The sequence below is a fragment of the Enterovibrio gelatinilyticus genome, from assembly GCF_028683095.1.
In the GTDB taxonomy this organism is placed as follows: domain Bacteria; phylum Pseudomonadota; class Gammaproteobacteria; order Enterobacterales; family Vibrionaceae; genus Enterovibrio; species Enterovibrio gelatinilyticus.
This window is the reverse complement of sequence record NZ_JAJUBC010000046.1, coordinates 1-23,082: the sequence shown is the minus strand read 5'-3', so window position 1 is coordinate 23,082 and position 23,082 is coordinate 1. Positions and strand designations below refer to the sequence as shown.

Here is a 23,082-nt window from a genome sequence, read left to right as displayed (position 1 = left end):
AAAGGATACGATGAGATAATCGGCTCTGCCGAAAAACCGAGCCCTGCCAGGTAAGACTGGCGGGGCTTTTTTATGCAAAATAAAACAATATTTAGTCAAAAAGCGCCACACAAAACTACAATCATCTCACTGAGAGATAATCCTTATGAATGCCTAGAAATCATCCCCACTAACGCCAAGTCTCAATACAGATACCTTACAACAACAATTAACAACAATTCAGTCAATAATGGTTGCGCATTAAGAGCAACCTATTGCGTTTTTCATTAGCTTCCAATAACAAGACACTCATTCCAAAAAGTCGTAGACCTCTGATCATGTGAACAGGGTGTTTATTCAAATAATTATTCATTCGGGTGAGAAATGAACTTTAAGACATCTTTGTTGGCAGCATCAGTTGCACTAATTTTAGCAGGTTGTGGTAGTGATGATTCAACGCCAGTAGTTGGCGGTGGTTCAACAGGTGGTGGTTCACAGGTTGGTGGCGTTATTGTCGGTCAGTTTATTGATGCGAAAGTTGAAGGTCTTTACTACGAATCTCAACCAAGTGGTTTGACGGGTTGGACAGATGCGAAAGGTGAATATCGCTCAAAATCTGGCGATACTATTACCTTCTACCTTGGCGGCAAAAACGGCCTGAAAATTGGTGCATCTTCAGAGCGCGGTGACAAAGGCGTCATTTCCCCGTTTGAATCAACCGGTAAATATGAGCGCTCAGCGGTGCTCGCGCGACTGCTACAATCCATTGATCAAAATAAAGCGGACAACGACATCATCGTTGTCCCTAATCTACTGCGTGAAAACATCGCCGAGGCCACACTGAATGCAGTAGGTATCATTCAGTTGGATGACTTCGCATCTACCGCTCTGCTAATGAAAGAGCTAAACATTCCAGCTGGCGAATGGGTAAGTGAAGAAGACGCCATGGCACACATGAGTGCTGCACTGGACATCAAGCGTGGCGGCACAGCGCAGATTGATGCGTTCAAACTGGACTCAGGCACAGTTATTCGCAATATCGGCGTAAGTCAGACCAAACAAAACACTCCTGACGGTGAGAAGACGCTATTTGTCCATGCAGACAAAACCATGGATGCAGACCTGTTTGAAGATACCCGTGGTATGTCGCTCATGCTGCTGAAGCTGCAAAGCGATGGCCTGAACCTTCTGGCAGGTTCAACCGATAGTGGGCTGTCTGAGTATTTTGCGCAGCAATACCTGACCTGCCTTAAAGACTACCCTAAGGCCACTTGGGTTGACGATCAAAAAGACGAAAACGACAACGACATCCGCTTCTGCGATATGAACAACAACAACGCTCAGGATACTGGTGAAGATAACTTCCCAATCAACAGTGCGTTCGATATGGGTCACGCGTTTGCCTACAAAATGCTTAAGCCGGACAGTGCACAGCAGAATGACGAACTGTTGACCGACTCTACGCAATACCCAGAGATTGCCATTTACGAATGTGCAAAAGCGGGTGATAAATGCACACCTGAATACCTGAATGTGTTCAGCGACAATGTTCGTGATGACACAACTGCAAGTGAAGCAGCAAACGGTGATGCACCAAGCTGGCAGCGTGAAATCGAGTCAGGCTCTTATGACCCAGTGACGGGCATTTACAGCGCGGTGTCCAAGAAAACTAAACTGGAAGGTGACGATTGCGATCAAGAAAGCAGCGACTGTACTGAAGGACGCACAACGATTTCTCAAAATTACTACTACCCAGTGACAGGTGCTGAAGAAGAGCGTTATGTGGATATGAAAGGCTCATGGGAAATCGTGTCTACACGTCCTGATTGCGAAACGGTAGCTAAATCAGTTCTCACTTTCGCGCAAGACGGCTTTACCCTCAAGGGCAATGATTTCACTGGCGAGTGTTCACTTGAATCGATTGATGAAAGTGGCACTTGGGAAAAACTACCAGGTGATTACTGGTGGTTTGGTCAACCTGGTCGCGAGCTGAAAGCCACTTTGACTGAACTTAACTCAACGGTCCGCTGGTGCGATATCACTGAAGAAGAAGACTATACACCTGGTGGGGAGTGCATCAATAACCAGGGACATAGCAAAGAATTCTTTAATAAATGGGAATACCAACCTGCTGGTAAAGACTGGGATATGGGCATCCTGACTAGCCGTAAAATGAAACCAAATGGTGAGACAGAAACTGTGCACTACATGCAAAAAGTAGCGAACTAAGCGTAGCTTTTGCTAAATCTAAAAAGCGACCTCATGGTCGCTTTTTTGTTTCCGTCATCAACAGCCGTTATCCCATCACTCACACAACACATTCAATGTCAGCGTGTCTGAGATCGCCACAAACGCCATATCCAATTTAATATCGTACACATTGCCGTTATTGAGCCAATACGGAATGGTCGTCGGGAATTGCTCTCTCGCGCCTTGTCGCGCGACGGCGCGGCGGATGGCAGACTGTGATGCTAATTTCTTTCCTGAGCGCCTACAGGTGCTTTTTGCATCGGAATAGGTTGCACGCCACCAATCTCGTTGGTGGATGGAGTAACGCGCGTCATTGCCTTGAGGCTTTGGCGTCCAAAGCCCGACAACAGGGTCAAGTTTGCGTGTCGTTGCCCCGCTCCTCTGGGCCTGCTTAGATTTTGGTTTTGTCGATGGCAGGGCTTTAGTCGATATCGTAGAAGACTGCTCTGGATAATCTATCTGACGGATAAACGCGTCTGATGTTACGGTTTCTTGACGAATTTTATCGCGAATAGCAACAGCCTGGTTGAAAGCTTCATATGGACCTAGCAGGCACCGAAAGCCTTTCTCTTCTGGCTTTAAAACCCAATCCGCGTTGTTAGTTATGTGCTTTTCAATGCTTTGTCGCAAAGCCGCTCTTGGCTGGCTATCCAAAATTCCGCATTGCACCCAAAATGCACCACCTTGCGCAGACGGCTTCTTGCTCCACAAGCCTTTACCTATAGGGCATTGCTCAGAGACAATGTTGACTCCTTGTAGGACTTTCTCTGTCGGGCATGCTTCTGAACCATGAGCGCCAATAGCGAACAGTAAACTCATGACCACAATGACATGTCTCACGCCTTGCGCTACCACTCCAACACCAACTGTGTTTTTGTTTGTCTCGCATCCATCTTTTGACCTCAGCCTCTCGCAGCAATATACGCCATGGGTTAATCGGCATATTGTAGAGGGCAAGATCAGAGTTGAGGTATTTGTTGATAGTTTCTACAGCGGATTTCACAACATGCAATATGGCACCACAGCATGTTCTCAATTTTACACGTTGATAAAACGCCTATTCACACAAAACTAGCAGCGCTGACTCTTTTGATAGTGGTATAGGCACCATCATGGTTGAATCAAAGGCGTTTTGCTCTGCGACCCAAAAAGGCAGCCGCGTTGATAATTGCGTATTTGCCTCAGCACTTTCTGCTATGGCCCTTAACGTTGATTCCGACACCAACTTCATTCCATCACTCTCACACGCCAATGTTGCTTCTTGCAATGTAGCGCGCCACCAAACGATCTCACCGTCGCGATATTTACGCTCGTTGGCATTTGGCTTAGGGCTCTTGATGCCGGCCACAGAAAAGTAGTCTCGTTTAAGGGCCATCACAGGTTTAGATTTCGGCTTCTTATTCGACGGCTTGTTACCTTGCGCCTTAGTAACGACGGAATCGGGCAACAACGCATCTCGTATAAACGCACCAGAAAATGCGGGGTGTTGACGCATTGCGTCTCGAGCCGTCAATGCTGCGGCATATTTATCAAATGGACCAACCAAGCATCGAAACTGATTGCCTTCTTGGCGAAACACGACGGTATCTTTATCGATTGAATCTGGCAGGTTTTTGGCAAAAGATGGCTCAGGAAGTTTCTTTATCAGCCCGCATTGCACCCAAAATGCTCCCGAGGCTTTCTCGGGTGTTCGCCCCCACAACCCTTTACCGATCGGGCAAGTTTGAGCGACAACATTCCAATCATTTTGAGTTGATGAACGGCAGTCGTCCTCTGCCGATTGAGCGGTATGGCTCGACAATAGAAGCGTGAATAGCACACCTATAACGCGATAAGAACCTAGACGCATTACCCTTCTCCAGTGAGGAGTGTTTATTGTTCAATACCTTATCGTAGCTCGATTTTGTGTTCTTCAGATCAAAATCTCGTCGAGATAGGGCAGCATTCACTGCCCTATCTACTCATAAACTACAACTGTTCATCAACCACAAAGCAGGCAATTTGGCGATCACTATACGTTTTTAGAACGGGCTGCTCATCAGCACACTTATCAATGGCATGGCGACACCTTGCATGAAACGCACAGCCCTTGGGTGGGTTAAGTGGGCTAGGAAGTTCACCCGTTAACTTGATACGCTCACGGCGATGCTCAGGGTCAAGACGAGGCGTTGCTGACAGCAATGCTTGTGTATAAGGATGTTGAGGGTTGCTAAACAGCACTTCAGCCGTGCCCTTTTCTACACAACGCCCTAGATACATCACCATCACTTCGTCAGCAATGTGCTCTACCACGGACAGATCGTGCGAGATAAACACGTAAGACAAGCCCAACTCTTGCTGTAAATCCATCATGAGGTTGAGGACTTGCGCTTGAACGGACACATCCAAAGCGGAGACTGGCTCATCCGCCACCACCACTTCTGGGTTTAGCATCAAACCACGGGCTATCGCAATACGCTGGCGTTGTCCACCAGAGAACATATGCGGATATCGATCATAGTGCTCAGTTTTCAGGCCAACTTTCGCCATCATTTCCAGCGATCGCGCTTTACGCTCGGCTTTGTTCAGATCGGTGTTTATTTCCAACGGTTCTTCAAGAATTTGTCCGATTTTTTTGCGGGGATTGAGCGAACCATAAGGATTCTGAAACACGATTTGAATCTTTTGGCGACGAAGCTTATCCGATTCAGGATCACGCTTAAGAAGATCTTTGCCTTGGAAATCCAACGTGCCACCTGTCGGCACTTCAATCATGGTGAGCAAACGTCCCAACGTGGATTTGCCACATCCTGACTCGCCCACCACTGCAAGGGTCTTTCCACGCTCTAGCGTAAAAGACACGCCATCCAGCGCCTTCACTTCAGCATCAGGTTTGAAGATGCCTTGCTTCACGGGATAGTACTTTTTCAAATCCACCGCATCGAGCAGTGGCGCTTGTTGATCACTCATCGCGTTGGCTCTCCCTGCTCATTCAATGGATAGTGGCATTTCACAGCACGCTCTGAAGGGCCTTGAATATCGGGCTCTTGCGAGCGACAAAGGTCAGTCGCATACGGGCAGCGCGGGTTCAGCAAACAGCCCGATGGCCTATCAAATAGGCCGGGCACCACGCCGGACAAAGAATCTAAGCGATCTTTCCCTGCGGAAGATTCTGGCAACGAGCGCAAGAGCGCTTGGGTGTAAGGGTGTTTGGGTGCTTTGAAGATAATATCGGATGACCCGGTTTCAACCACTTGTCCGGCATACATCACCATGACTTTGTGTGCAGCTTCCGCCACCAGCGCCAAATCATGGGTGATAAGGATAAGCGCCATGTTTTGCTCTTTTTGCAGATCGAGCAACAGGTCGATGATCTGTGCCTGAATGGTCACATCCAATGCTGTTGTTGGCTCATCCGCGATCAGCAAACGTGGGTTACACGCTATCGCCATGGCAATCATCACGCGCTGACTCATACCACCAGACAGTTGGTGTGGATACACTTTAAGACGCGAGCCGGGGTCAGGAATTCCCACCAAGCGCAGCAATTCTTCTGCGCGTGCTTTACGCTCTTTTTTCGAGCCTCCTTGGTGTACTTCTAAGGCTTCCATGATTTGGTAACCCACCGTAAAACAAGGGTTCAAGCTGGTCATTGGGTCTTGGAAAATCATAGAGATTTCCGCCCCTGTCAGCTTTTTACGCTCTTTTTCTGGCATATCGAGAAGGTTACCCCCCGAAAATGCCACGGATTGAGCACTCACACGACCCGGAAAATCGATAAGCCCCATGATTGCCAATGAACTGACGGATTTACCCGAACCTGACTCACCAACGATGCCAAGGATTTCCCCCTCATCAATGGTGTAGCTAATTTTATCTACCGCTTTAAACGGTGCGCTCTCATCACCAAAATGCACGGAGAGCTGGTTTACTTCTAAAATCGCCATCTCACTCTCCTACTGCTTGAGTTTTGGATCGAGGGCATCACGTAAGCCATCGCCCATCAAGTTGAACGCGAGTACCGTCACCAAAATCGCGACGCCGGGGAAGGTCACCACCCACCACGCGGAGTTAATGAACTGACGCGCATCAGCCAACATGACACCCCACTCTGGCGTGGGTGGCTGCGCACCTAAGCCAAGGAAGCCCAACGCTGCCATATCCAAAATTGCGGCTGAGAAACCCAAGGTTGCTTGAACAATCAAAGGGGCGAGACAGTTAGGAAGGAGAACAGACACCATCAATCGGAAATGGCCTGCACCTGCGACGCGAGAAGCGGTGACGTAGTCTCGGTTAATTTCCGACAACACAGAGGCTCGCGTTAAGCGAACATAGTGAGGAAGAGAAACAAACGAAATCGCCAAAGATGCGTTAAAAATCGAAGGCCCAAGAATGGCAACGATAGCAATGGCAAGCAACAAGCTTGGCAATGCCAGCATGATGTCGACCAAGCGCATGATAGCGGTATCCACCATCCCACCGAAGTAGCCGGCAGACAGGCCAAGGAACACGCCTATCACCAGTGAAATCACGACAACCATGCAACCGATAAGTAATGATAATCGAGCCCCATATATCAAGCGCGAGAGAATATCTCGTCCAACATCGTCAGTGCCCAGAATGTAGCTCCAAGAACCGCCCTCAATCCATGCTGGCGGCATTAACAGCGCGTCACGAAATTGCTCCGTCGGGTCATGGGGCGCGACCCAAGGTGCGAGCGCAGCAATCACAATCACGACTGCAATATAGATCAGCCCTGCCAGTGCCCCTTTGTTCATTGAGAAATATGCCCAGAATTCGGCAAACGGCGTGAGCGGCTGCTTTTCCTGAGGAGGATTGGTGGTTTGTGTAGTATCAGTCATTTGTCACCCTCCTATTTACCGTGTCGAATACGCGGATTTACAACGCCGTAGAGAATATCGACGAGTAAATTAACCAAAATAATGATGGTCGCCACCAGCAAAATACCCCCCTGAACCACGGGGTAATCACGACGTCCGATGGATTCAATCAACCACTTACCTATCCCTGGCCACGCGAAGATGGTCTCGGTCAAAATCGCACCCGATAGCAAAATCCCTACCTGCAAGCCAATCACAGTGATAACGGGAATAAGGGCATTACGAAGGCCATGAATAAGAACAACACGCCAAGGCATCAGACCTTTTGCGCGCGCAGTACGAATGTAGTCTTCACCTAACACTTCTAGCATGGAAGAGCGGGTCATCCGCGCGATCACAGCCAGTGGAATAGTGCCAAGTGCAATAGCAGGCAGAATGAGATGATGAACAGCAGCACCGAATGCCCCCTCTTCACCAGACAGCCAGCTATCTATCAACATGAACCCCGTGACTTCATCCACCCAATAGGTCGCATCATCCATGCGTCCGGATACTGGCGTGAGGTCAAGACCAATAGAGAAAAACAGAATCAGTAACAATGCCCACCAAAAAATAGGCATGGAGTAACCCGTCAAAGAGACAGTCATTACGGTGTGATCGACAAAGGTACCGCGCTTAACGGCAGCAATAACACCTGCAGGTAGGCCCACCAAAATCGCAAAAAGAGCGGCACAGAAGGCAAGCTCCATAGTGGCGGGGAAAAGCGTCATGAATTCTTTCAGCACTGGCTCTTTGGTGATCAAGGAATTGCCTAAATCTCCGTGGAGCAAGTTACCGATATAAATGAAATACTGCTCAAAAAGAGGCTTATCAAGACCCAACTCAGCCATCAACTGCGCATGACGTTCGGGTGACACACCGCGTTCGCCCGCCATCACTTCAATGGGGTCGCCGGGGATCATTCTGATAAGTGAAAACGTAAGCAGGGTTATGCCGATAAAGGTTGGGATCACCAGCCCTAATCGCTTAAGGATAAACTGCAACATACAACGACTCGCTCAAATGCCAGAAAGGCAAAACGCGGCTGCAAAGCGCAGCCGCATAATTGGAATGGTGCTTATTCTTCGATGTCTACGCCATAGAAGATGTGACCGCCGAATGGGTCAATTTTGTAGTCTTTCACTTCTTTGCGAACAGGTTCAAAGACCACGGAGTGAGCGATGGTTACCCAAGGTGCTTGCTCTTTGAAGACCACTTGCGCTTCTTCGTACAGACGCGTGCGCTCTGCAACATCAGCAGTTTTCTTCGCTTGTTGGATCAGATCTTCAAACGGCTGGTGACACCATTGCGCGCGGTTTGAACCACCAACACCAGAACAACCTAGCAGTACAGCAAGGAAGTTATCTGGGTCACCGTTGTCGCCAGTCCAACCTAGCAATACTGAGTCATGCTCACCGGCTTTAGAACGCTTGAGGTACTCGCCCCATTCGTACGTCACGATTTCCGCTTTCACGCCAACTTTTGCCCAGTCAGCCTGAATAACTTCTGCCATACGACGTGCATTCGGGTTGTAAGGACGCTGTACTGGCATTGCCCAAATGTTTGTAGTGAAGCCTTCTTCCAGACCCGCTTCTTTCAACAAGGCTTTGGCTTTATCAAGGTCGTATGCGTAGTCAGTGACCGCATCGTTGTAAGACCAAATTGTCGGTGGAATTGGGTTCTTCGCTGCTTTACCTGCACCTTGGAACACCGCGTCAATGATCGCTTCTTTGTTCACTGCCATATTTAGTGCTTGGCGAACTCGTACATCATCAAACGGTTTCTTTTGCGTATTGAAGCCAAGGTAGCCCACATTCAAGCCTTCCTGATTCATCAGGTTCACCGCGTCATCAGTACGCATGCGCTTGAGATCGGCAGGGTTTGGGTACGGCATCACATGACACTCACCTTTTTGCAGCTTGGCGTAGCGTACTGAAGCATCAGGTGTGATCGAGAAGACCAAGCGGTCAATCGGTGCTTTGCCTTCAAAGTATGTTGGATGCGCTAAATAGCGAATGGTGGAATCTTTCTTGTAGCCCGCCAATTTGAATGGACCTGTACCCGATGGTTCAAAGTCGATTTTCTCTGGCGTGCCTGCTTTCAATAGCTGATCAGCTTGCTCCGCTGACATGATTGATGCGAAATCCATGGCAAGGTTAGCGATGAACGGCGCTTCCGGGCGTGTAAGGTTGAAGACAACGGTGTTGTCATCCACTTTCTCGATGGACTTGATTAAGTCACCCATTTCCATGGCGTTGAAGTACTCGTAAGAGCCGCCTGAAATTTTGTGGTAAGGGTGGGCTTCATCTTTCTGACGCATGAAGGAAAAGATCACGTCATCAGCATTAAAATTACGCGTTGGTGAGAACTCTTTGGTTTTGTGAAATGTAACGCCTTCACGCAATTTAAAGGTGTATTTCATCCCGTCATCAGACACGGTCCAAGACTCGGCTAACCCTGGACCGATTTTTGTCGTACCGCGTTCAAACTGAACAAGACGATTAAAGATTTGACGTGAACTGGCATCGAAAGTGGTGCCCGAGGTGTAAAGCGATGGGTTGAATCCTTCCGGAGAGCCCTCAGAGCAATAAACCAAAGTTTTTGCCTGAACGCCGACAGCCACAGCTGACGCGATCAAAGCTACGCTCAGCTTCAACATTCCTGTTTTCATCGTTTGGCTCCAATATGATGTGAACAATAATCAATCACACATCATGCTCAGAGGTAAGCGACATGTTTGCCATCCTACGAAGAGTTTTACGGTGGCTGCTTGTCAGTTAGAGCTGCAAGCAAACCATGTCGAAAAGCATGAGAGTGACCAGTCAAAAATTGCGCATTCGATGCGCAATTTGTTGATAAATCAATCTGGCAAAGATTTCACAAAAAATCAACAAAGCAGCACGAAATTCCATACTTTCCCTCTCAAAACGCATATTTAGTCATCATGACATAAGATACCGAAGATGATAAAAAAACAACGAGATAAATAAATGGTTTAAAATCATCATGTTAAATTTAACGAATTGATTTTATAAGTCGACACATAGAATTTAACAACAGAATAGAGAGCATGGATAATCCAGGCGATACAAACTAAGTGATGTAGTGACATTCGAAACATTTGCTAGCATTTACGACCAGTAAATAGCCACCTTTCCAGCACAATCATCGAATCATCAATCCATGCATCATGAATAAATACCGATGTTATCGTGCATTTATTTAACGACAGCGGCTGCTGTTCAGTATGACAAACTTCAAAGAAAACATAATTTCCTGTTCTGTCACTCCCCAATGGTCATAAACGAAACACTTATCCGTGCAAACACTAACCATATACATTTCATCGCAGCGTTGAATATTACTCAACGATGACAAAACAAATCATGCTGAGTCGCTGTTAACAAGTCATCTCATTGAATTAAAACATTCTTCGTAATATGTGGCGGATTATCTGGTAACAATAAAAGGCTGATTTTGTGTGGGTATTAATTAAGAGACAAAAAAAGCCCGCTCTACTGAGCGGGCTTTATCTGAATGTGATCATGAAGAGAGATTCGGTGGGGCTTGCCATCAAGCGGGGCGGCCTTCCAAATGGTTCGACACGTCAACCCGACCTTGGATTGGCACAATCTAAACTCTTTTCCAAACTACAAATACGAAAAAGCCCGCTCTATTGAGCGGGCTTAATCTGAATGTGGTCGGTGAAGAGGGATTCGAACCCCCGACCCTCTGGTCCCAAACCAGATGCGCTACCAAACTGCGCTATTCACCGAGTGGGGTGGCTAACGGGACTTGAACCCGCGACAACTGGAATCACAATCCAGGACTCTACCAACTGAGCTATAGCCACCACATTATTTTTTTGCCAATTTCTTGCTGTATCCGGATTGGCGCACCCGACAGGATTCGAACCTGCGACCTTTGGCTCCGGAGGCCAACGCTCTATCCAGCTGAGCTACGGGCGCTTGTCCCTGTCGGCGGAGTCGCATATTACGGATATCACCCCTTGCCGTCTAGCACTTTTTTTAATTTTTTTTCCGAGCGCTCTGTTTTTGTCCAATCAGAATAAAAACCGCACTAACAGGCGTAATCATAACGGTTTAACGCAACAATCTAAAGCGCTATAATCACTTAGTGTTTACACGGAGTTAACCTAATCACGGCATAGCTTCGTAGTCAGTCTTATCACAAATGCTAAAAAGATCGCTCCAGTTAGACGATCAAGACCCTTTAGTTGTGATAAAAATAACTAACAGCATAAAAAACGCCCGAATTATCGGAGCCAAAAACATATTGGGAGTGAAACCGTGAGCGCAAAGGGAATTTTTTTACGTTTAGCAGTGTCAGCTATCGCCGCGCTGTCTCTGATAGGCGCAGCAAATGCTGCAGACATGTCTGAAGAAGCCATTGCAGAGCGAATCGCACCGGTTGGTTCAGTCTATTTAGAAGGCCAAGCCCCTGTTGAAGCCGCAATGGCTCCTGCTGGCCCTCGTGCAGGTGATGCCGTATACAACACCTATTGCATGGCCTGCCACTCTACTGGCGCTGCAGGCGCTCCCAAAGCAGGTGATGCTGCCGCTTGGGAACCACGTTTAGCACAAGGCAGAGATACGCTGATAAGCCACGCTATTAATGGCTTTAATGGCATGCCCGCGAAAGGGACATGTATGGATTGTTCCGATGATGAAATCGTGGCAGCAATCGATCACATGCTGTCTCTATAAACAGACTGCAATACGCGATAAAAGCGACCTCATGGTCGCTTTTTTGTTTTTGACATCCAAAATCTGGCAGTAATCACACTGACAGATCTGCATAAATTCCTCATAATGTATGGGTGTTTAATCCCGAGTCACGCAACATGACCGAATTCGAAAAAATGTCTCAAGGTTATGCATTTAATGGCATTGACGATGAGATCAGCACCATTCGAGCTAATGCCTTTCATCTTCTCAAAACCCTCAATGAGCAACGCAGCGATAGTATCGAGGATATCGGCAACGCATTGTTTGGCAGCTTTGACCCAGAATCCATGGTGATGGCGCCCTTTCAGTGCGAGTTTGGTAAGAACATCCATATCGGCCATCAAACTTTTCTGAACATGGGAGTAGTGATGCTTGATGGCGCGCCAATCACTATCGGCAGCAATGTATTAATTGGCCCGAATTGCCAGTTTTACACAGCTTCACATCCTTTGGACTACCGCCGGAGACGCCAATGGGAAACGTACTGTAAACCTATTGTGGTGGAAAACGACGTATGGATTGGCGGGAGCACTGTTATTTGTCAGGGTGTGACAATCGGCGCACGCTCCGTTATTGCGGCCAACTCAGTGGTAACTCGCGATGTACCACCAGATTCTTTGGTTGGTGGGTCGCCAGCCAAAGTCATTCGCATGATCCATGAAAACGAAACCGAGGAAGAAACGGGCCTCGCCTAATGTGTTCAATACGCTTCGTTCACCCATTAAAAAGCCAGCTTTCGCTGGCTTTTCAGTTAATCTTTGTTGAGCATCGCACGGAGGTTGGCAATGGCAGCCGTTCCTTTTGCCATCCGCTCTTCTTGGGTTTGAGGTTTTTTCTTCTCCTCCCACTCAACATCGTCGTAAGGAAGCTCTTCAAGGAAGCGGCTTGGCATTGGCTTAATCAACTCTCCATACTGACGACGCTCTTTGCACAGCGTAAAGGTCATTTCTTTTTGCGCACGAGTAATGCCCACGTACGCTAAACGGCGCTCTTCCTCGACATTGTCTTCATCAATGCTCGATTGATGCGGCAATAAACCCTCTTCCATGCCAATCAAGAACACGTAAGGAAACTCTAGACCTTTCGATGCGTGCAACGTCATCAACTGTACTTGGTCGGCATCGTCGTTGTCTTCGCCACGCTCCATCATGTCTCGTAATGTCAAACGCTGAACGACTTCACGCAGCGTTTTCGGCTCGTTGTCATAATTGTCGCCTTCAAGATCAGCCACTATCCAGCTGTATAAGTCGGAGACATTTTTCATCGCCATTTCCGCCGCTTTTGGGCTAGAAGACGTTTCATACAGCCAATCTTCATAGTGAGAATCACGCACAAGCGAGCGTACTGCATCCACCGCATCACCCCGTTCAAACTGATCAGACAACTCTACGATCCAACGTGTAAAACGCTCAATGGATTCTAATCCACGCCCCGTAAGGTGCTGCTGTAGACCGATTTCAAAACTGGCCGAAAATAGGCTTTTTCCACGCATGTTTGCGTATGTTCCCAGCTTTTCGAGTGTCACTGGGCCAATTTCACGACGTGGTGTATTTACAATTCTAAGGAAAGCGTTGTCGTCATCTTGGTTCGTTAACAAACGCAGATACGCCATGATGTCTTTGATTTCGGCACGCGCGAAAAACGAGGTTCCCCCTGAAATCTTGTAAGGAATCCGGTTTTGCATCAAGGCTTTTTCAAACAAACGTGACTGATGGTTACCGCGATACAAAATCGCATAATCTTTGTAATCAGAGCGATGCATGTAGCGGTGCGCAATGATTTCCCCCACCACACGCTCTGCTTCATGATCTTCATTGTTGGCTTTGAGCACTTTTAGCATTTCGCCGTCTGGCAACGTCGAGAACAACGTTTTCTCAAACACGTGCGGGTTATTGGCAATCAAGATATTTGCCGAGCGCAAAATACGACTGGTTGAACGGTAGTTCTGCTCAAGTTTGATCACTTTGAGACTGGGAAAATCCTGACTCAACATCAGCAGGTTTTTAGGCTGTGCACCGCGCCAGCTATAAATGGATTGGTCATCATCCCCAACCACAGTAAAACGCGCACGCTCCCCCACCAGCATTTTCACCAATTGATATTGGCTGGTGTTGGTATCTTGATATTCATCCACCAGCAAATAACGAATCTTACTCTGCCAGCGCTCTCTCACCTCTTGATTGGTTTTCAGCAAGATCACTGGCATCAAGATCAGATCATCAAAATCCAATGCGTTGTAAGCCTTCATCTGCTTTTGATACATGGTGTAGCAGTGCGCGAACAATTGGTCACGCTCTCCCATCGCAACGGATTCAGCCTGCTGCGGCGTGAGCATGTCGTTTTTCCAATTGGAGATGGTATGCAGCAATTGCTTGAGTAAATCTTTATCGCCCTCTAGCTCATCTTCCGTCAGCTCTTTTAACAGTGCCATTTGATCTTGGTCGTCAAATAAAGAGAAGCCTGCTTTCAACCCCAAGCTTTTATATTCACGGCGAATGATGTTGAGCCCGAGGGTGTGAAACGTAGAGACGGTTAAGCCACGCGATTCTTGCTTACCAAGAGTTTGACCAACACGTTCTTTCATCTCACGCGCCGCTTTGTTGGTAAACGTCACCGCTGCGATATGGCGTGCTTTGTAGTCGCACTGTTGTACGAGGTACGCAATTTTGTTGGTGATAACGCGTGTCTTCCCTGAGCCAGCGCCTGCCAATACCAAGCACGGTCCGGACACGTGGTGGACGGCGTCATTTTGGGCTGGGTTCAGTTTCATGGTGTCCTCGATGATTTAGGCAATAGTTAGCACGTGTATTGTATACCCAGCAATCTCAAGATGCTTGTTCAGTGAAAATTTGTTTAGGTATCCCAGAAACACTCGTCGATATCGTTTTCAATAAAAAACTCAATAAATTCAATGCCGACTTTATCTTGCACCACGCATCAAAAAACATACAATGAATGAACGTTCATTCATTGAGAGCGCTGTGTTATGTCTGATAAGAAAACACAGATCCTAGAAGCAACGGAACATTTACTCGCAAAACACGGTTTCGACCGCCTCTCTATGCAGATGGTGGCAAAAGAAGCGGGTGTCGCAGCGGGAACAATTTACCGTTACTTTTCGGACAAAGAAGATTTGTTGAGCCAGCTAAGGAGCCATGTTGTTCGCCAATGCGCGACCAAGATGCTCGGAGGCTTCAGTCATAACATGTCTTTGAAACAACAATTTGTCACGCTGTGGTTAAACGCTTGGCGATTAACGATCAGCCGTGATGACAACGCGATTAACCGAGAACAGTTTGACAGTCTGCCTTACCAAAACAATGGCGAGCAGAGAGCAACAGAAAGAGAGGCTTTTTCTGCAGTTCATCAGTTTTTCCAACTTGGGATCGCAGATGGAACGTTTAAACCCCTTTCCACCGACGTGCTGTCCGGCATAGGTCTTGAACCGGCAATTTGTTTAGCACGGAAACAGGTGAAAGGGATTATATCCCTTGACGAATCAGCACTCGATAGCGTGATCAACGCTTGCTGGGACGCAATTTGCCTTCATAAAGAATCGGAGCAATCTACATGAAGAAATGGTTAATTATGCTAGCCATTGTGGCGGCTATGGCCGCGCCAGTCCTCTATAAACTTAATGACAACCTAGCTAAATACGAAGCCTTTAAGAACATGCCAGAAGCAGAGTTCCCAGTGACTGTTGCTGAAATGGTATCGACGGATTGGGTACCAACCATCCAAGCAATCGGCTTCATCGAACCGAATCAAGGTGTCACGCTGACCAGCGAAGTGAGCGGTGTTATCGAAACTATCAATTTCGAATCCGGTCAAACTGTGAAAACGGGTGATGTTCTGCTGGCGCTCGATTCTAAAGTGGAAGTAGCAAACCTTAAGAGTACCCAAGCTCGTTTGCCTGCAGCTGAAGCGAAATACAAACGCTACCAAGGATTGTTCCGTAAAGGGTCAATTTCCAAAGAAGCGTTGGACGAAGCTGAAGCGAATTTCCGTTCACTTCAAGCGGATGTAGAAAGCCTCAACGCTTCTATCGACCGTCGCACTATCGATGCGCCATTCGATGGCATTGTCGGCCTGCGCAACGTATTCCTTGGACAATACTTGCAGCCTGGCAATGAAATTGTGCGCCTAGAAGACACCTCTATCATGCGCCTTCGCTTTACTGTTCCTCAGACAGACATTGCGAAAATCAAACTGGGTCAACAGATCGACATTTCTGTCGATGCGTATCCTGACACCCCGTTCACCGGGAAAATCAGCGCGATTGAACCTGCGGTTAACTACCAAAGCGGCTTGATCCAAGTACAGGCTGATATTCCAAACAACCACGGTCAGTTGCGCTCAGGTATGTTTGCTCGTGCCAACATCATCTTGCCAACCTTCGAGAATCAAATCGTTGTGGCGCAAACCGCCATCAATTTCACGCTTTACGGTGAGAATGTGTATGTACTTCGTGAAGAAGACGGTGAAATGCGCGCATATCAGCAAGTGGTAAAAGTTGGTGAGCGTAAAGGTCACATTGCACAAGTGCTTGATGGCTTGAAAGCTGGCGACAAAGTGGTGACGTCTGGTCAAGTTCGCTTGAGTAACGGCGCTAAGGTGAATGTTGTAGAAAGCGATGCCCTAAACCCACCGGCTGAGCTGCCACAACTGTAAGAGGCCGCCATGAAATTCACTGATATTTTCATAAAGCGTCCGGTGCTAGCGATATCGATCAGTTTTCTGATCGCTTTGCTGGGCCTGCAATCGATGTTCAAGATGCAGGTGCGCGAATATCCGGACATGACCAATACTGTGGTCACCATTTCCACCAGTTACTACGGTGCGAGTGCTGATCTCATTCAGGGCTTTATTACCACGCCGCTTGAGCAAGCGGTCGCGCAAGCCGACAACATCGACTTCATGACGTCTGAGTCTGTCTTGGGCTCGTCGACAATTACGGCGTACATGAAGCTCAACACCGACCCGAATGCCGCCCTTGCCGATATATTGGCGAAGGTGAATTCGGTACGTGCGCAGCTACCTGGCGAATCAGAGGACCCATCGGTATCGATGTCGACGGGCTCGACGACAGCGGTGATGTATATCGGCTTTACGTCTGAAGAGCTCGACTCAAGCCAAATTACTGACTATCTAGAGCGTGTGACCAAACCACAGCTGTTTACAGTCAGCGGTGTTGCAAGTATTGACCTATACGGTGGTCTGAAATACGCCCTACGCGTTTGGCTAGACCCTGCGAAGATGGCGGCTTTCAACCTTACCGCAACGGATGTGATGGGCGTGCTAAACGCCAACAACTTCCAATCTGCGACGGGTCAGTCGATTGGTACCTATATGGTATACAACGGCTCGGCAGATACGCAGGTTTCGGATACGGAAGAACTTAAACGTCTTGTTGTCGCGACTCAGAATGGTCAAGTGCTTCGCCTTGGTGATATTGCTGACGTCTCATTAGAGAAGAGTCACGATGTCTACCGCGCAACAGCAAATGGCTCTGAGGCGGTTGTTGCAGCAATCAACGCGGCACCAACAGCCAACCCAATCAACATTGCCGCTGATGTACTCAAGAAGCTACCTGATCTTGAGCGCAACATGCCAAGCAACATCAAGATGAACATCCTTTATGATTCGACCGTTGCCATTAACGAATCGATTTATGAAGTTGTAAAAACCATCATCGAAGCTGCATTGATTGTATTGGTTGTGATTACCTTGTTCTTGGGTTCATTCCGAGCGGTATTGATCCCGATCATCACCATCCCACTGTCTCTAATTGGTGTGGCCATGATGATGGAGCTATTCGGTTTCTCGTTAAACTTGATGACGCTACTGGCGATGGTATTGGCCATCGGTCTGGTGGTCGATGATGCGATCGTCGTTTTGGAGAACGTTGACCGGCATATCAAGCTCGGTGAACCACCTTTCCGTGCAGCGATCATTGGTACGCGAGAAATTGCGGTGCCTGTTATTTCGATGACGCTGACACTGGCAGCCGTGTATGCACCTATCGCTTTGATGGGTGGTATCACAGGCTCGTTGTTCAAAGAGTTCGCGTTGACGCTTGCTGGTGCGGTATTTGTCTCCGGTATCATCGCATTAACGCTATCTCCGATGATGTGTTCGAAGATGCTTAAGGCCAATGAGCAACCAAGCAAATTCGAAGCGAAGGTCCATCATTTCCTTGATGCGATGACTGAACGCTACGCCAAAATGCTGAAAGGCGTAATGGGCATGCGTCCAGTGATCATCACTTTCGCTGTGATTGTGTTCGCAAGCTTACCAATGCTGTTCAAATTGATCCCAAGCGAACTGGCGCCAGCTGAAGACAAAGGTGTGTTGGTAATGATGGGTACAGCACCGTCTACGGCCAACCTTGATTACATTCAAAACACCATGGCAGAAGTGAACCAGAAACTGGCTGAACAACCTGAAGTGGCGTTCTCTCAAGTGTTCTCTGGTGTGCCTAAATCAAATCAGGCGTTTGGTATTGCCTCACTCGTTCCATGGAGTGAGCGTGAAGCCAGCCAGGCTGATGTCGTGCAGCGTATGGGTGTGGAAGTGAAGGATATTCCTGGAATGGCTGTCACTGCCTTCCAGATGCCTGAACTACCAGGTGCCTCTTCAGGCTTGCCTATTCAATTTGTTATTACCACGCCGAACAACTTCGAAAGCTTGTTCCAAGTTGCGTCTGATATCTTGGCTGAAGTGAAGAGCAACCCTCAGTTTGTTTACTCAGACATGGATTTGAACTTCGATTCTGCGACGATGAAAATCAACATCGACAAAGACAAGGCTGGTGCTTATGGCGTAACCATGCAGGACATCGGTATCACTTTGGGCACCATGATGGCGGACGGTTATGTTAACCGTATCGACCTTGATGGTCGTTCATACGAGGTGATCCCACAGGTTGCACGTAAGTTCCGCCAAAACCCAGAGTCTGTCGAAGGTTACTACGTCCGTTCCGCAAACGGTGATGCCGTGCCTTTGGGCTCGCTCATTACTATCGATGTGATTGCAGAGCCACGCGCACTGCCTCACTTCAACCAGCTTAACTCAGCCACGATCAGTGTTGCCGCTGCAGGTATGCCAATGGGTGATGTGATCAACTGGTTTGAAAACGTCGCGGCAGAAAAACTGCCTGCGGGCTATCAGCATGATTACTTAGGTGAGTCTCGTCAGTTCGTGACGGAAGGTAGCGCGCTTGTCGGTACCTTCATGCTGGCTTTGGCCGTTATCTTCTTGGTTCTGGCGATTCAGTTTGAGTCATTACGTGACCCGCTGGTGATCTTGGTGTCTGTTCCATTGGCTATTTGTGGCGCATTGATTGCGTTGGCATCTGGCGCGGCGACCATGAACATCTACTCGCAGGTTGGTTTGATTACTTTGATTGGTCTAATTACTAAGCACGGTATTTTGATCTGTGAAGTCGCCAAAGAAGAACAGCTCCACAATGGCCTGAGCAAGATGGACGCGGTAATGGAAGCGGCGAAAGTCCGTCTACGACCGATCTTGATGACAACCGCAGCGATGATCGCGGGTCTTATTCCACTGATGTACGCAACAGGTGCTGGTGCAGCTCAACGCTTCAGTATCGGTATTGTTATCGTCGCAGGTCTGGCGATTGGTACGCTGTTTACCTTGTTCGTGCTACCTGTCATCTATTCTTACCTTGCTAGCCGCCATGAGCCGCTACCTGAGTTTGAAGAAGACTTGAAGGCATAAGCCAGCAAACATTAATGTACTGATGCCAATGTGAATCTTCGCATCAAAATAAAGGGTCTCTGAGTGAGACCCTTTTTGTATTTTCACGTATAGAAAAGCATCGCCATCCGACAAATGTACAAAAGACAGTTTCGACAAAAGCAGTCGTGTTGCTTAGAATAACGGCATCAAATAAGGAGTAACGCATGTTCGATCCCAAAAAGCTGGAGCAAATCGCCAAGCAAATCCATGAGTCAATGCCAAAGCCAGTGAAGGATCTGGGCAATGACGTTGAACAGAAAGTACGTGAAGTGATTCAAGGTCAACTCGCTAAACTAGATGTAGTGAGTCGAGAAGAGTTTGATGTGCAAACCCAAGTCCTCCTTCGCACTCGCCAAAAGCTAAGTGAAATGGAGCAGAAGTTGGCGGAGTTCGAGCAGAAGTTAAACGAGAAATCTGACGCATAATCATTGCGGTTCAATAAGTCGGTTTTCAAGCAAAACCAGAATTAAAAAACCCGGCTTTCGCCGGGTTTTTCGTATTCAATTCGTCAGTGCGAAATGATTAGTCACCAACCGCAATGCGCTTCATGTCAGTCATGTAGCCACGTAGCTCTTGACCAATCCACTCTACAGGGTGGTTGCGTAGCGCGTCGTTAACAGCAATTAAGGTTGCGTTGTCAGCGTCGTTGCCTACATCGCCAAGACCTTTACCAATAACGTCAGTACCAACACCTGGCATGAACTTCTCACGAAGCAGTGGTGTTGCAACGTTTGCGAACAGGTAGTTACCGTATTCAGCCGTGTCAGAGATTACCACGTTCATTTCGTACAGACGCTTACGTGCAACAGTGTTTGCAATCAATGGAAGCTCGTGCAGTGACTCGTAGTATGCAGACTCTTCAATGATGCCTGATGCAGTCATTGCTTCAAACGCCAGCTCAACACCCGCGCGAACCATTGCAACCATCAAGATACCGTTGTCGAAGTACTCTTGCTCAGAGATCTTAACGTCTGAATCTGGGTATTGTTCAAATGCAGTTTCAGCAGTCTCTTCACGCCAGCCTAGTAGGTTTGCGTCATCATTTGCCCAGTCAGCCATCATGGTTGATGAGAAGTGACCAGAGATGATGTCGTCCATGTGCTTGTTGTAAAGCGGACGCATCAGATCTTTAAGATCTTCTGACAATTCAAATGCTTTGATCTTCGCAGGGTTAGAAAGACGATCCATCATGTGAGTGATGCCACCGAACTTAAGCGCTTCAGTGATCGTTTCCCAACCAAACTGCAGCAGTTTACCGGCGTAGCTTGGGTCAATACCATCAGCAACCATCTTCTCGTAACATACGATTGAGCCCGCTTGAAGCATGCCACAAAGAATGGTTTGCTCACCCATCAGGTCAGATTTAACTTCAGCAACGAAAGATGACTCAAGAACACCGGCACGGTGACCACCCGTTGCAGCAGCCCAAGCTTTTGCGATTTCGTGACCTTCACCTTGTGGGTCGTTCTCTGGATGAACGGCCATCAGAGTAGGAACACCGAAACCACGCTTGTACTCTTCACGTACTTCCGTACCTGGGCACTTAGGTGCAACCATCACTACTGTGATGTCTTTACGAATTTCCATACCTTCTTCAACGATGTTGAAGCCGTGCGAGTAGCCCAGTGCAGCGCCTTGTTTCATCAATGGCATTACAGCACTAACAACGCTGGTGTGTTGTTTGTCTGGTGTTAGGTTAACGACCAAGTCTGCTTGTGGGATCAGGTTTTCGTAGTTATCTACGTTGAAGCCGTTTTCTTTGGCGTTCTTGTAAGACTGACGTTGCTCGTCGATAGCAGCTTGGCGAAGTGCATAAGACACGTCTAGGCCAGAGTCACGCATGTTTAGGCCTTGGTTAAGACCTTGCGCACCACAACCAACAATAACCACTTTCTTACCTTTTAGGTAATCCGCTTCATTGGCAAATTCCGCTTTGTCCATAAAACGGCAAACACCCAGCTGAGCAAGTTGCTCGCGTAGGTTCAAGGTATTGAAATAGTTAGACATGTCGAATACTCCGTAAGAAAAATCTGTCCTTGAGCGGTGTGTGCATGACAAGCTGCCACACCGAATTGGGTTCATAATAGATCAGGCAGTAAATTGCTTAAAGTGATATATTCACAACATGTAATTGCAATTTATGCAACATAAGAGATCGACAATGGACGTCAAACATCTTCAGTTCTTCATCCACCTTTGCGATAGCAAAAACTTTTCAAAAACTGCTGCGGCGATGCACATCAGTCCATCAGCCTTAAGCCGACAGATACAAAAGCTCGAACAAGAAGCCAATCAGCAGCTTTTCCTTCGTGACAACAGAAGTGTTGTGCTGACGCCTGCTGGGAAAAAGCTATTACCTATAGCGATGAGAATACTGTCGGAATGGCAGCAATACCAAAGCCAAGCAGATGCATCAGAACACGACTTACGAGGCGAACTCCGCCTGTTTTGCTCAGTGACTGCCAGCTATAGCCATTTACCCGAATTGCTCTCAGAGTTCCGTATTCGTCATCCCTTTATTGAGCTTAAGCTCTCCACAGGCGACCCCGCACAAGCCATCGACAAAGTGCTTCTTGATGAAGCCGACATCGCAATATCAGCAAGACCTGAGCAACTGCCAGCCAAAGTAGCATTCAAAGCGATTAGCGAAGTACCGCTATCGGTTATTGCACCTGCGGGTGTCAGTAGCTTTGCTGAGGCTCTACAAAAAGAAACGCCTGATTGGCACGCGATTCCATTCATCGTACCCGAAGCAGGTACAGCCAGAGAAAGAGCCAACACTTGGTTCAAGCAGATGAAGATAAAACCCAACATCTACGCGCAAGTATCTGGCCATGAAGCGATCGTGAGCATGGTTGCCTTGGGCTGTGGGGTGGGTATCGCGCCAGATGTTGTCATCAACAACAGTCCTGTGAGGGAGAAGATTGAGCGGCTACGTCTGGCACCCATCAAGCCTTTTGAGCTGGGGGTGTGTAGCCTGCGCTCACAGCTGGATAACGCTTTAGTTAAGGCGCTGTGGGATATCGCAGAAGAGAAAAACATCACGAATTAGGCGAATATCAATTCCGTCTCATGCTTGAATCAACAAGGTTTGTCAGTTCCACGCAACGACGTCTATTCTGCCTTCATTGACACTCACAGGCAGACATAAAATGTCATTTATAGAAAGAGTAGGAAAAGCGCTAGAACCACTCATGTTGGCAATGGGTTTAATAAGCCCTCTGGCAACACTCCCGCAAATATACAAACTCTATTTCTCTCACAGTGAAAGTGCTGAGGGTTTATCGCTAATAACATGGCTGCTTTACACGTTTATTGCATCGCTCTGGACCATATATGGGCTGTATCACAAGAACCCAACTATTTGGGTTGGTAACGGGCTGGGGTTCATCATGTATGTCGCGATGGTCGTAGGGATTATCGCTCATGCAGGCATGACGTTTTAAGCCTGAATCTCTCTGATCTGCTACAACGCCAAAACCTAT

18 protein-coding genes and 3 tRNA genes are annotated in these 23,082 nt (G+C 47.8%); 9 read left to right on the top strand and 12 right to left on the bottom strand.

What is annotated here, in order from left to right; genetic code table 11:
• Window positions 1–363 precede the first annotated feature (363 nt).
• Window positions 364–2,208, top strand: coding sequence for a hypothetical protein (locus tag LRP50_RS24225; RefSeq protein WP_274166989.1), 1,845 nt, complete (start codon window positions 364–366; stop codon window positions 2,206–2,208).
• 75 nt (window positions 2,209–2,283) lie between these two features.
• On the opposite strand, the gene LRP50_RS24220 is transcribed toward LRP50_RS24225, so the two are convergent.
• The 10 genes from LRP50_RS24220 to LRP50_RS24175 form a co-directional block, all read right to left on the bottom strand.
• Complete coding sequence (locus tag LRP50_RS24220; protein WP_274166988.1) at window positions 2,284–3,084, bottom strand: SPOR domain-containing protein; 801 nt, start codon at window positions 3,082–3,084, stop codon at window positions 2,284–2,286.
• Window positions 3,085–3,286: 202 nt separating this feature from the next.
• Window positions 3,287–4,078, bottom strand: coding sequence for an SPOR domain-containing protein (locus LRP50_RS24215; protein ID WP_274166987.1), 792 nt, complete (start codon window positions 4,076–4,078; stop codon window positions 3,287–3,289).
• Between the two features lie 119 nt (window positions 4,079–4,197).
• Window positions 4,198–5,178, bottom strand: coding sequence for a peptide ABC transporter ATP-binding protein (locus tag LRP50_RS24210; RefSeq protein ID WP_274166986.1), 981 nt, complete (start codon window positions 5,176–5,178; stop codon window positions 4,198–4,200).
• The gene (gene dppD / locus LRP50_RS24205) at window positions 5,175–6,155 is read right to left on the bottom strand and encodes a dipeptide ABC transporter ATP-binding protein (RefSeq protein ID WP_274166985.1); all 981 of its coding nucleotides are present in this window, start codon (window positions 6,153–6,155) and stop codon (window positions 5,175–5,177) included. Before dppD ends, LRP50_RS24210 begins: the two co-directional genes overlap by 4 nt.
• A gap of 9 nt (window positions 6,156–6,164) precedes the next feature.
• Window positions 6,165–7,070, bottom strand: coding sequence for a dipeptide ABC transporter permease DppC (gene dppC / locus LRP50_RS24200; RefSeq protein WP_274166984.1), 906 nt, complete (start codon window positions 7,068–7,070; stop codon window positions 6,165–6,167).
• Between the two features lie 11 nt (window positions 7,071–7,081).
• Window positions 7,082–8,095: an ABC transporter permease subunit gene (locus LRP50_RS24195; RefSeq protein WP_274166983.1), complete on the bottom strand. Its 1,014-nt coding sequence runs from the start codon at window positions 8,093–8,095 to the stop codon at window positions 7,082–7,084.
• Window positions 8,096–8,166: 71 nt separating this feature from the next.
• The gene (locus LRP50_RS24190) at window positions 8,167–9,759 is read right to left on the bottom strand and encodes an ABC transporter substrate-binding protein (protein WP_274166982.1); all 1,593 of its coding nucleotides are present in this window, start codon (window positions 9,757–9,759) and stop codon (window positions 8,167–8,169) included.
• 1,027 nt (window positions 9,760–10,786) lie between these two features.
• Window positions 10,787–10,863, bottom strand: a tRNA-Pro gene (locus LRP50_RS24185).
• Between the two features lie 2 nt (window positions 10,864–10,865).
• Window positions 10,866–10,941, bottom strand: a tRNA-His gene (locus tag LRP50_RS24180).
• 38 nt (window positions 10,942–10,979) lie between these two features.
• A tRNA-Arg gene (locus LRP50_RS24175) sits at window positions 10,980–11,056 on the bottom strand.
• A 342-nt stretch (window positions 11,057–11,398) separates the two neighbouring features.
• Between LRP50_RS24175 and LRP50_RS24170 the strand changes: the two genes are divergently transcribed.
• Window positions 11,399–11,815, top strand: coding sequence for a c-type cytochrome (locus tag LRP50_RS24170; protein ID WP_274166981.1), 417 nt, complete (start codon window positions 11,399–11,401; stop codon window positions 11,813–11,815).
• Window positions 11,816–11,952: 137 nt separating this feature from the next.
• Window positions 11,953–12,531, top strand: a complete 579-nt coding sequence (locus LRP50_RS24165) for a sugar O-acetyltransferase (RefSeq protein ID WP_274166980.1) — start codon at window positions 11,953–11,955, stop codon at window positions 12,529–12,531.
• 56 nt (window positions 12,532–12,587) lie between these two features.
• Here LRP50_RS24165 and rep read toward each other — a convergent pair whose 3' ends face one another.
• On the bottom strand, window positions 12,588–14,606 hold the full coding sequence (gene rep, locus LRP50_RS24160; RefSeq protein WP_274166979.1) for a DNA helicase Rep: 2,019 nt from the start codon (window positions 14,604–14,606) through the stop codon (window positions 12,588–12,590).
• 216 nt (window positions 14,607–14,822) lie between these two features.
• On the opposite strand from rep, the gene LRP50_RS24155 reads away from it, so the two are divergent.
• From LRP50_RS24155 to ubiK, 4 genes are all read left to right on the top strand, one after another.
• A complete protein-coding gene (locus tag LRP50_RS24155) occupies window positions 14,823–15,410 on the top strand; it encodes a TetR/AcrR family transcriptional regulator (RefSeq protein ID WP_274166978.1) in 588 nt (195 codons plus the stop codon).
• Between the two features lie 35 nt (window positions 15,411–15,445).
• The gene (locus LRP50_RS24150) at window positions 15,446–16,507 is read left to right on the top strand and encodes an efflux RND transporter periplasmic adaptor subunit (protein ID WP_420791250.1); all 1,062 of its coding nucleotides are present in this window, start codon (window positions 15,446–15,448) and stop codon (window positions 16,505–16,507) included.
• A gap of 9 nt (window positions 16,508–16,516) precedes the next feature.
• The gene (locus LRP50_RS24145) at window positions 16,517–19,576 is read left to right on the top strand and encodes a multidrug efflux RND transporter permease subunit (protein WP_274166976.1); all 3,060 of its coding nucleotides are present in this window, start codon (window positions 16,517–16,519) and stop codon (window positions 19,574–19,576) included.
• A gap of 185 nt (window positions 19,577–19,761) precedes the next feature.
• A complete protein-coding gene (gene ubiK, locus LRP50_RS24140) occupies window positions 19,762–20,022 on the top strand; it encodes a ubiquinone biosynthesis accessory factor UbiK (RefSeq protein ID WP_028025735.1) in 261 nt (86 codons plus the stop codon).
• A gap of 97 nt (window positions 20,023–20,119) precedes the next feature.
• On the opposite strand, the gene ilvC is transcribed toward ubiK, so the two are convergent.
• On the bottom strand, window positions 20,120–21,604 hold the full coding sequence (gene ilvC / locus LRP50_RS24135) for a ketol-acid reductoisomerase (protein ID WP_274166975.1): 1,485 nt from the start codon (window positions 21,602–21,604) through the stop codon (window positions 20,120–20,122).
• Window positions 21,605–21,758: 154 nt separating this feature from the next.
• Here ilvC and ilvY point away from each other — a divergent pair, with 154 nt between their 5' ends.
• A complete protein-coding gene (gene ilvY / locus LRP50_RS24130; protein ID WP_274166974.1) occupies window positions 21,759–22,649 on the top strand; it encodes an HTH-type transcriptional activator IlvY in 891 nt (296 codons plus the stop codon).
• Window positions 22,650–22,749: 100 nt separating this feature from the next.
• Complete coding sequence (locus tag LRP50_RS24125; RefSeq protein WP_274166973.1) at window positions 22,750–23,043, top strand: SemiSWEET transporter; 294 nt, start codon at window positions 22,750–22,752, stop codon at window positions 23,041–23,043.
• Window positions 23,044–23,082 lie beyond the last annotated feature (39 nt).

Bases quoted from the DNA above. Each gene is read 5' to 3' on its own strand.
- LRP50_RS24225 (WP_274166989.1), top strand. From the start codon at position 364: ATGAACTTTAAGACATCTTTGTTGGCAGCATCAGTTGCACTAATTTTA.
- LRP50_RS24215 (WP_274166987.1), bottom strand. From the start codon at position 4,078: ATGCGTCTAGGTTCTTATCGCGTTATAGGTGTGCTATTCACGCTTCTA.
- LRP50_RS24210 (WP_274166986.1), bottom strand. From the start codon at position 5,178: ATGAGTGATCAACAAGCGCCACTGCTCGATGCGGTGGATTTGAAAAAG.
- dppD (WP_274166985.1), bottom strand. From the start codon at position 6,155: ATGGCGATTTTAGAAGTAAACCAGCTCTCCGTGCATTTTGGTGATGAG.
- dppC (WP_274166984.1), bottom strand. From the start codon at position 7,070: ATGACTGATACTACACAAACCACCAATCCTCCTCAGGAAAAGCAGCCG.
- LRP50_RS24195 (WP_274166983.1), bottom strand. From the start codon at position 8,095: ATGTTGCAGTTTATCCTTAAGCGATTAGGGCTGGTGATCCCAACCTTT.
- LRP50_RS24190 (WP_274166982.1), bottom strand. From the start codon at position 9,759: ATGAAAACAGGAATGTTGAAGCTGAGCGTAGCTTTGATCGCGTCAGCT.
- LRP50_RS24165 (WP_274166980.1), top strand. From the start codon at position 11,953: ATGACCGAATTCGAAAAAATGTCTCAAGGTTATGCATTTAATGGCATT.
- rep (WP_274166979.1), bottom strand. From the start codon at position 14,606: ATGAAACTGAACCCAGCCCAAAATGACGCCGTCCACCACGTGTCCGGA.
- LRP50_RS24155 (WP_274166978.1), top strand. From the start codon at position 14,823: ATGTCTGATAAGAAAACACAGATCCTAGAAGCAACGGAACATTTACTC.
- LRP50_RS24150 (WP_420791250.1), top strand. From the start codon at position 15,446: ATGGCCGCGCCAGTCCTCTATAAACTTAATGACAACCTAGCTAAATAC.
- LRP50_RS24145 (WP_274166976.1), top strand. From the start codon at position 16,517: ATGAAATTCACTGATATTTTCATAAAGCGTCCGGTGCTAGCGATATCG.
- ubiK (WP_028025735.1), top strand. From the start codon at position 19,762: ATGTTCGATCCCAAAAAGCTGGAGCAAATCGCCAAGCAAATCCATGAG.
- ilvC (WP_274166975.1), bottom strand. From the start codon at position 21,604: ATGTCTAACTATTTCAATACCTTGAACCTACGCGAGCAACTTGCTCAG.
- ilvY (WP_274166974.1), top strand. From the start codon at position 21,759: ATGGACGTCAAACATCTTCAGTTCTTCATCCACCTTTGCGATAGCAAA.
- LRP50_RS24125 (WP_274166973.1), top strand. From the start codon at position 22,750: ATGTCATTTATAGAAAGAGTAGGAAAAGCGCTAGAACCACTCATGTTG.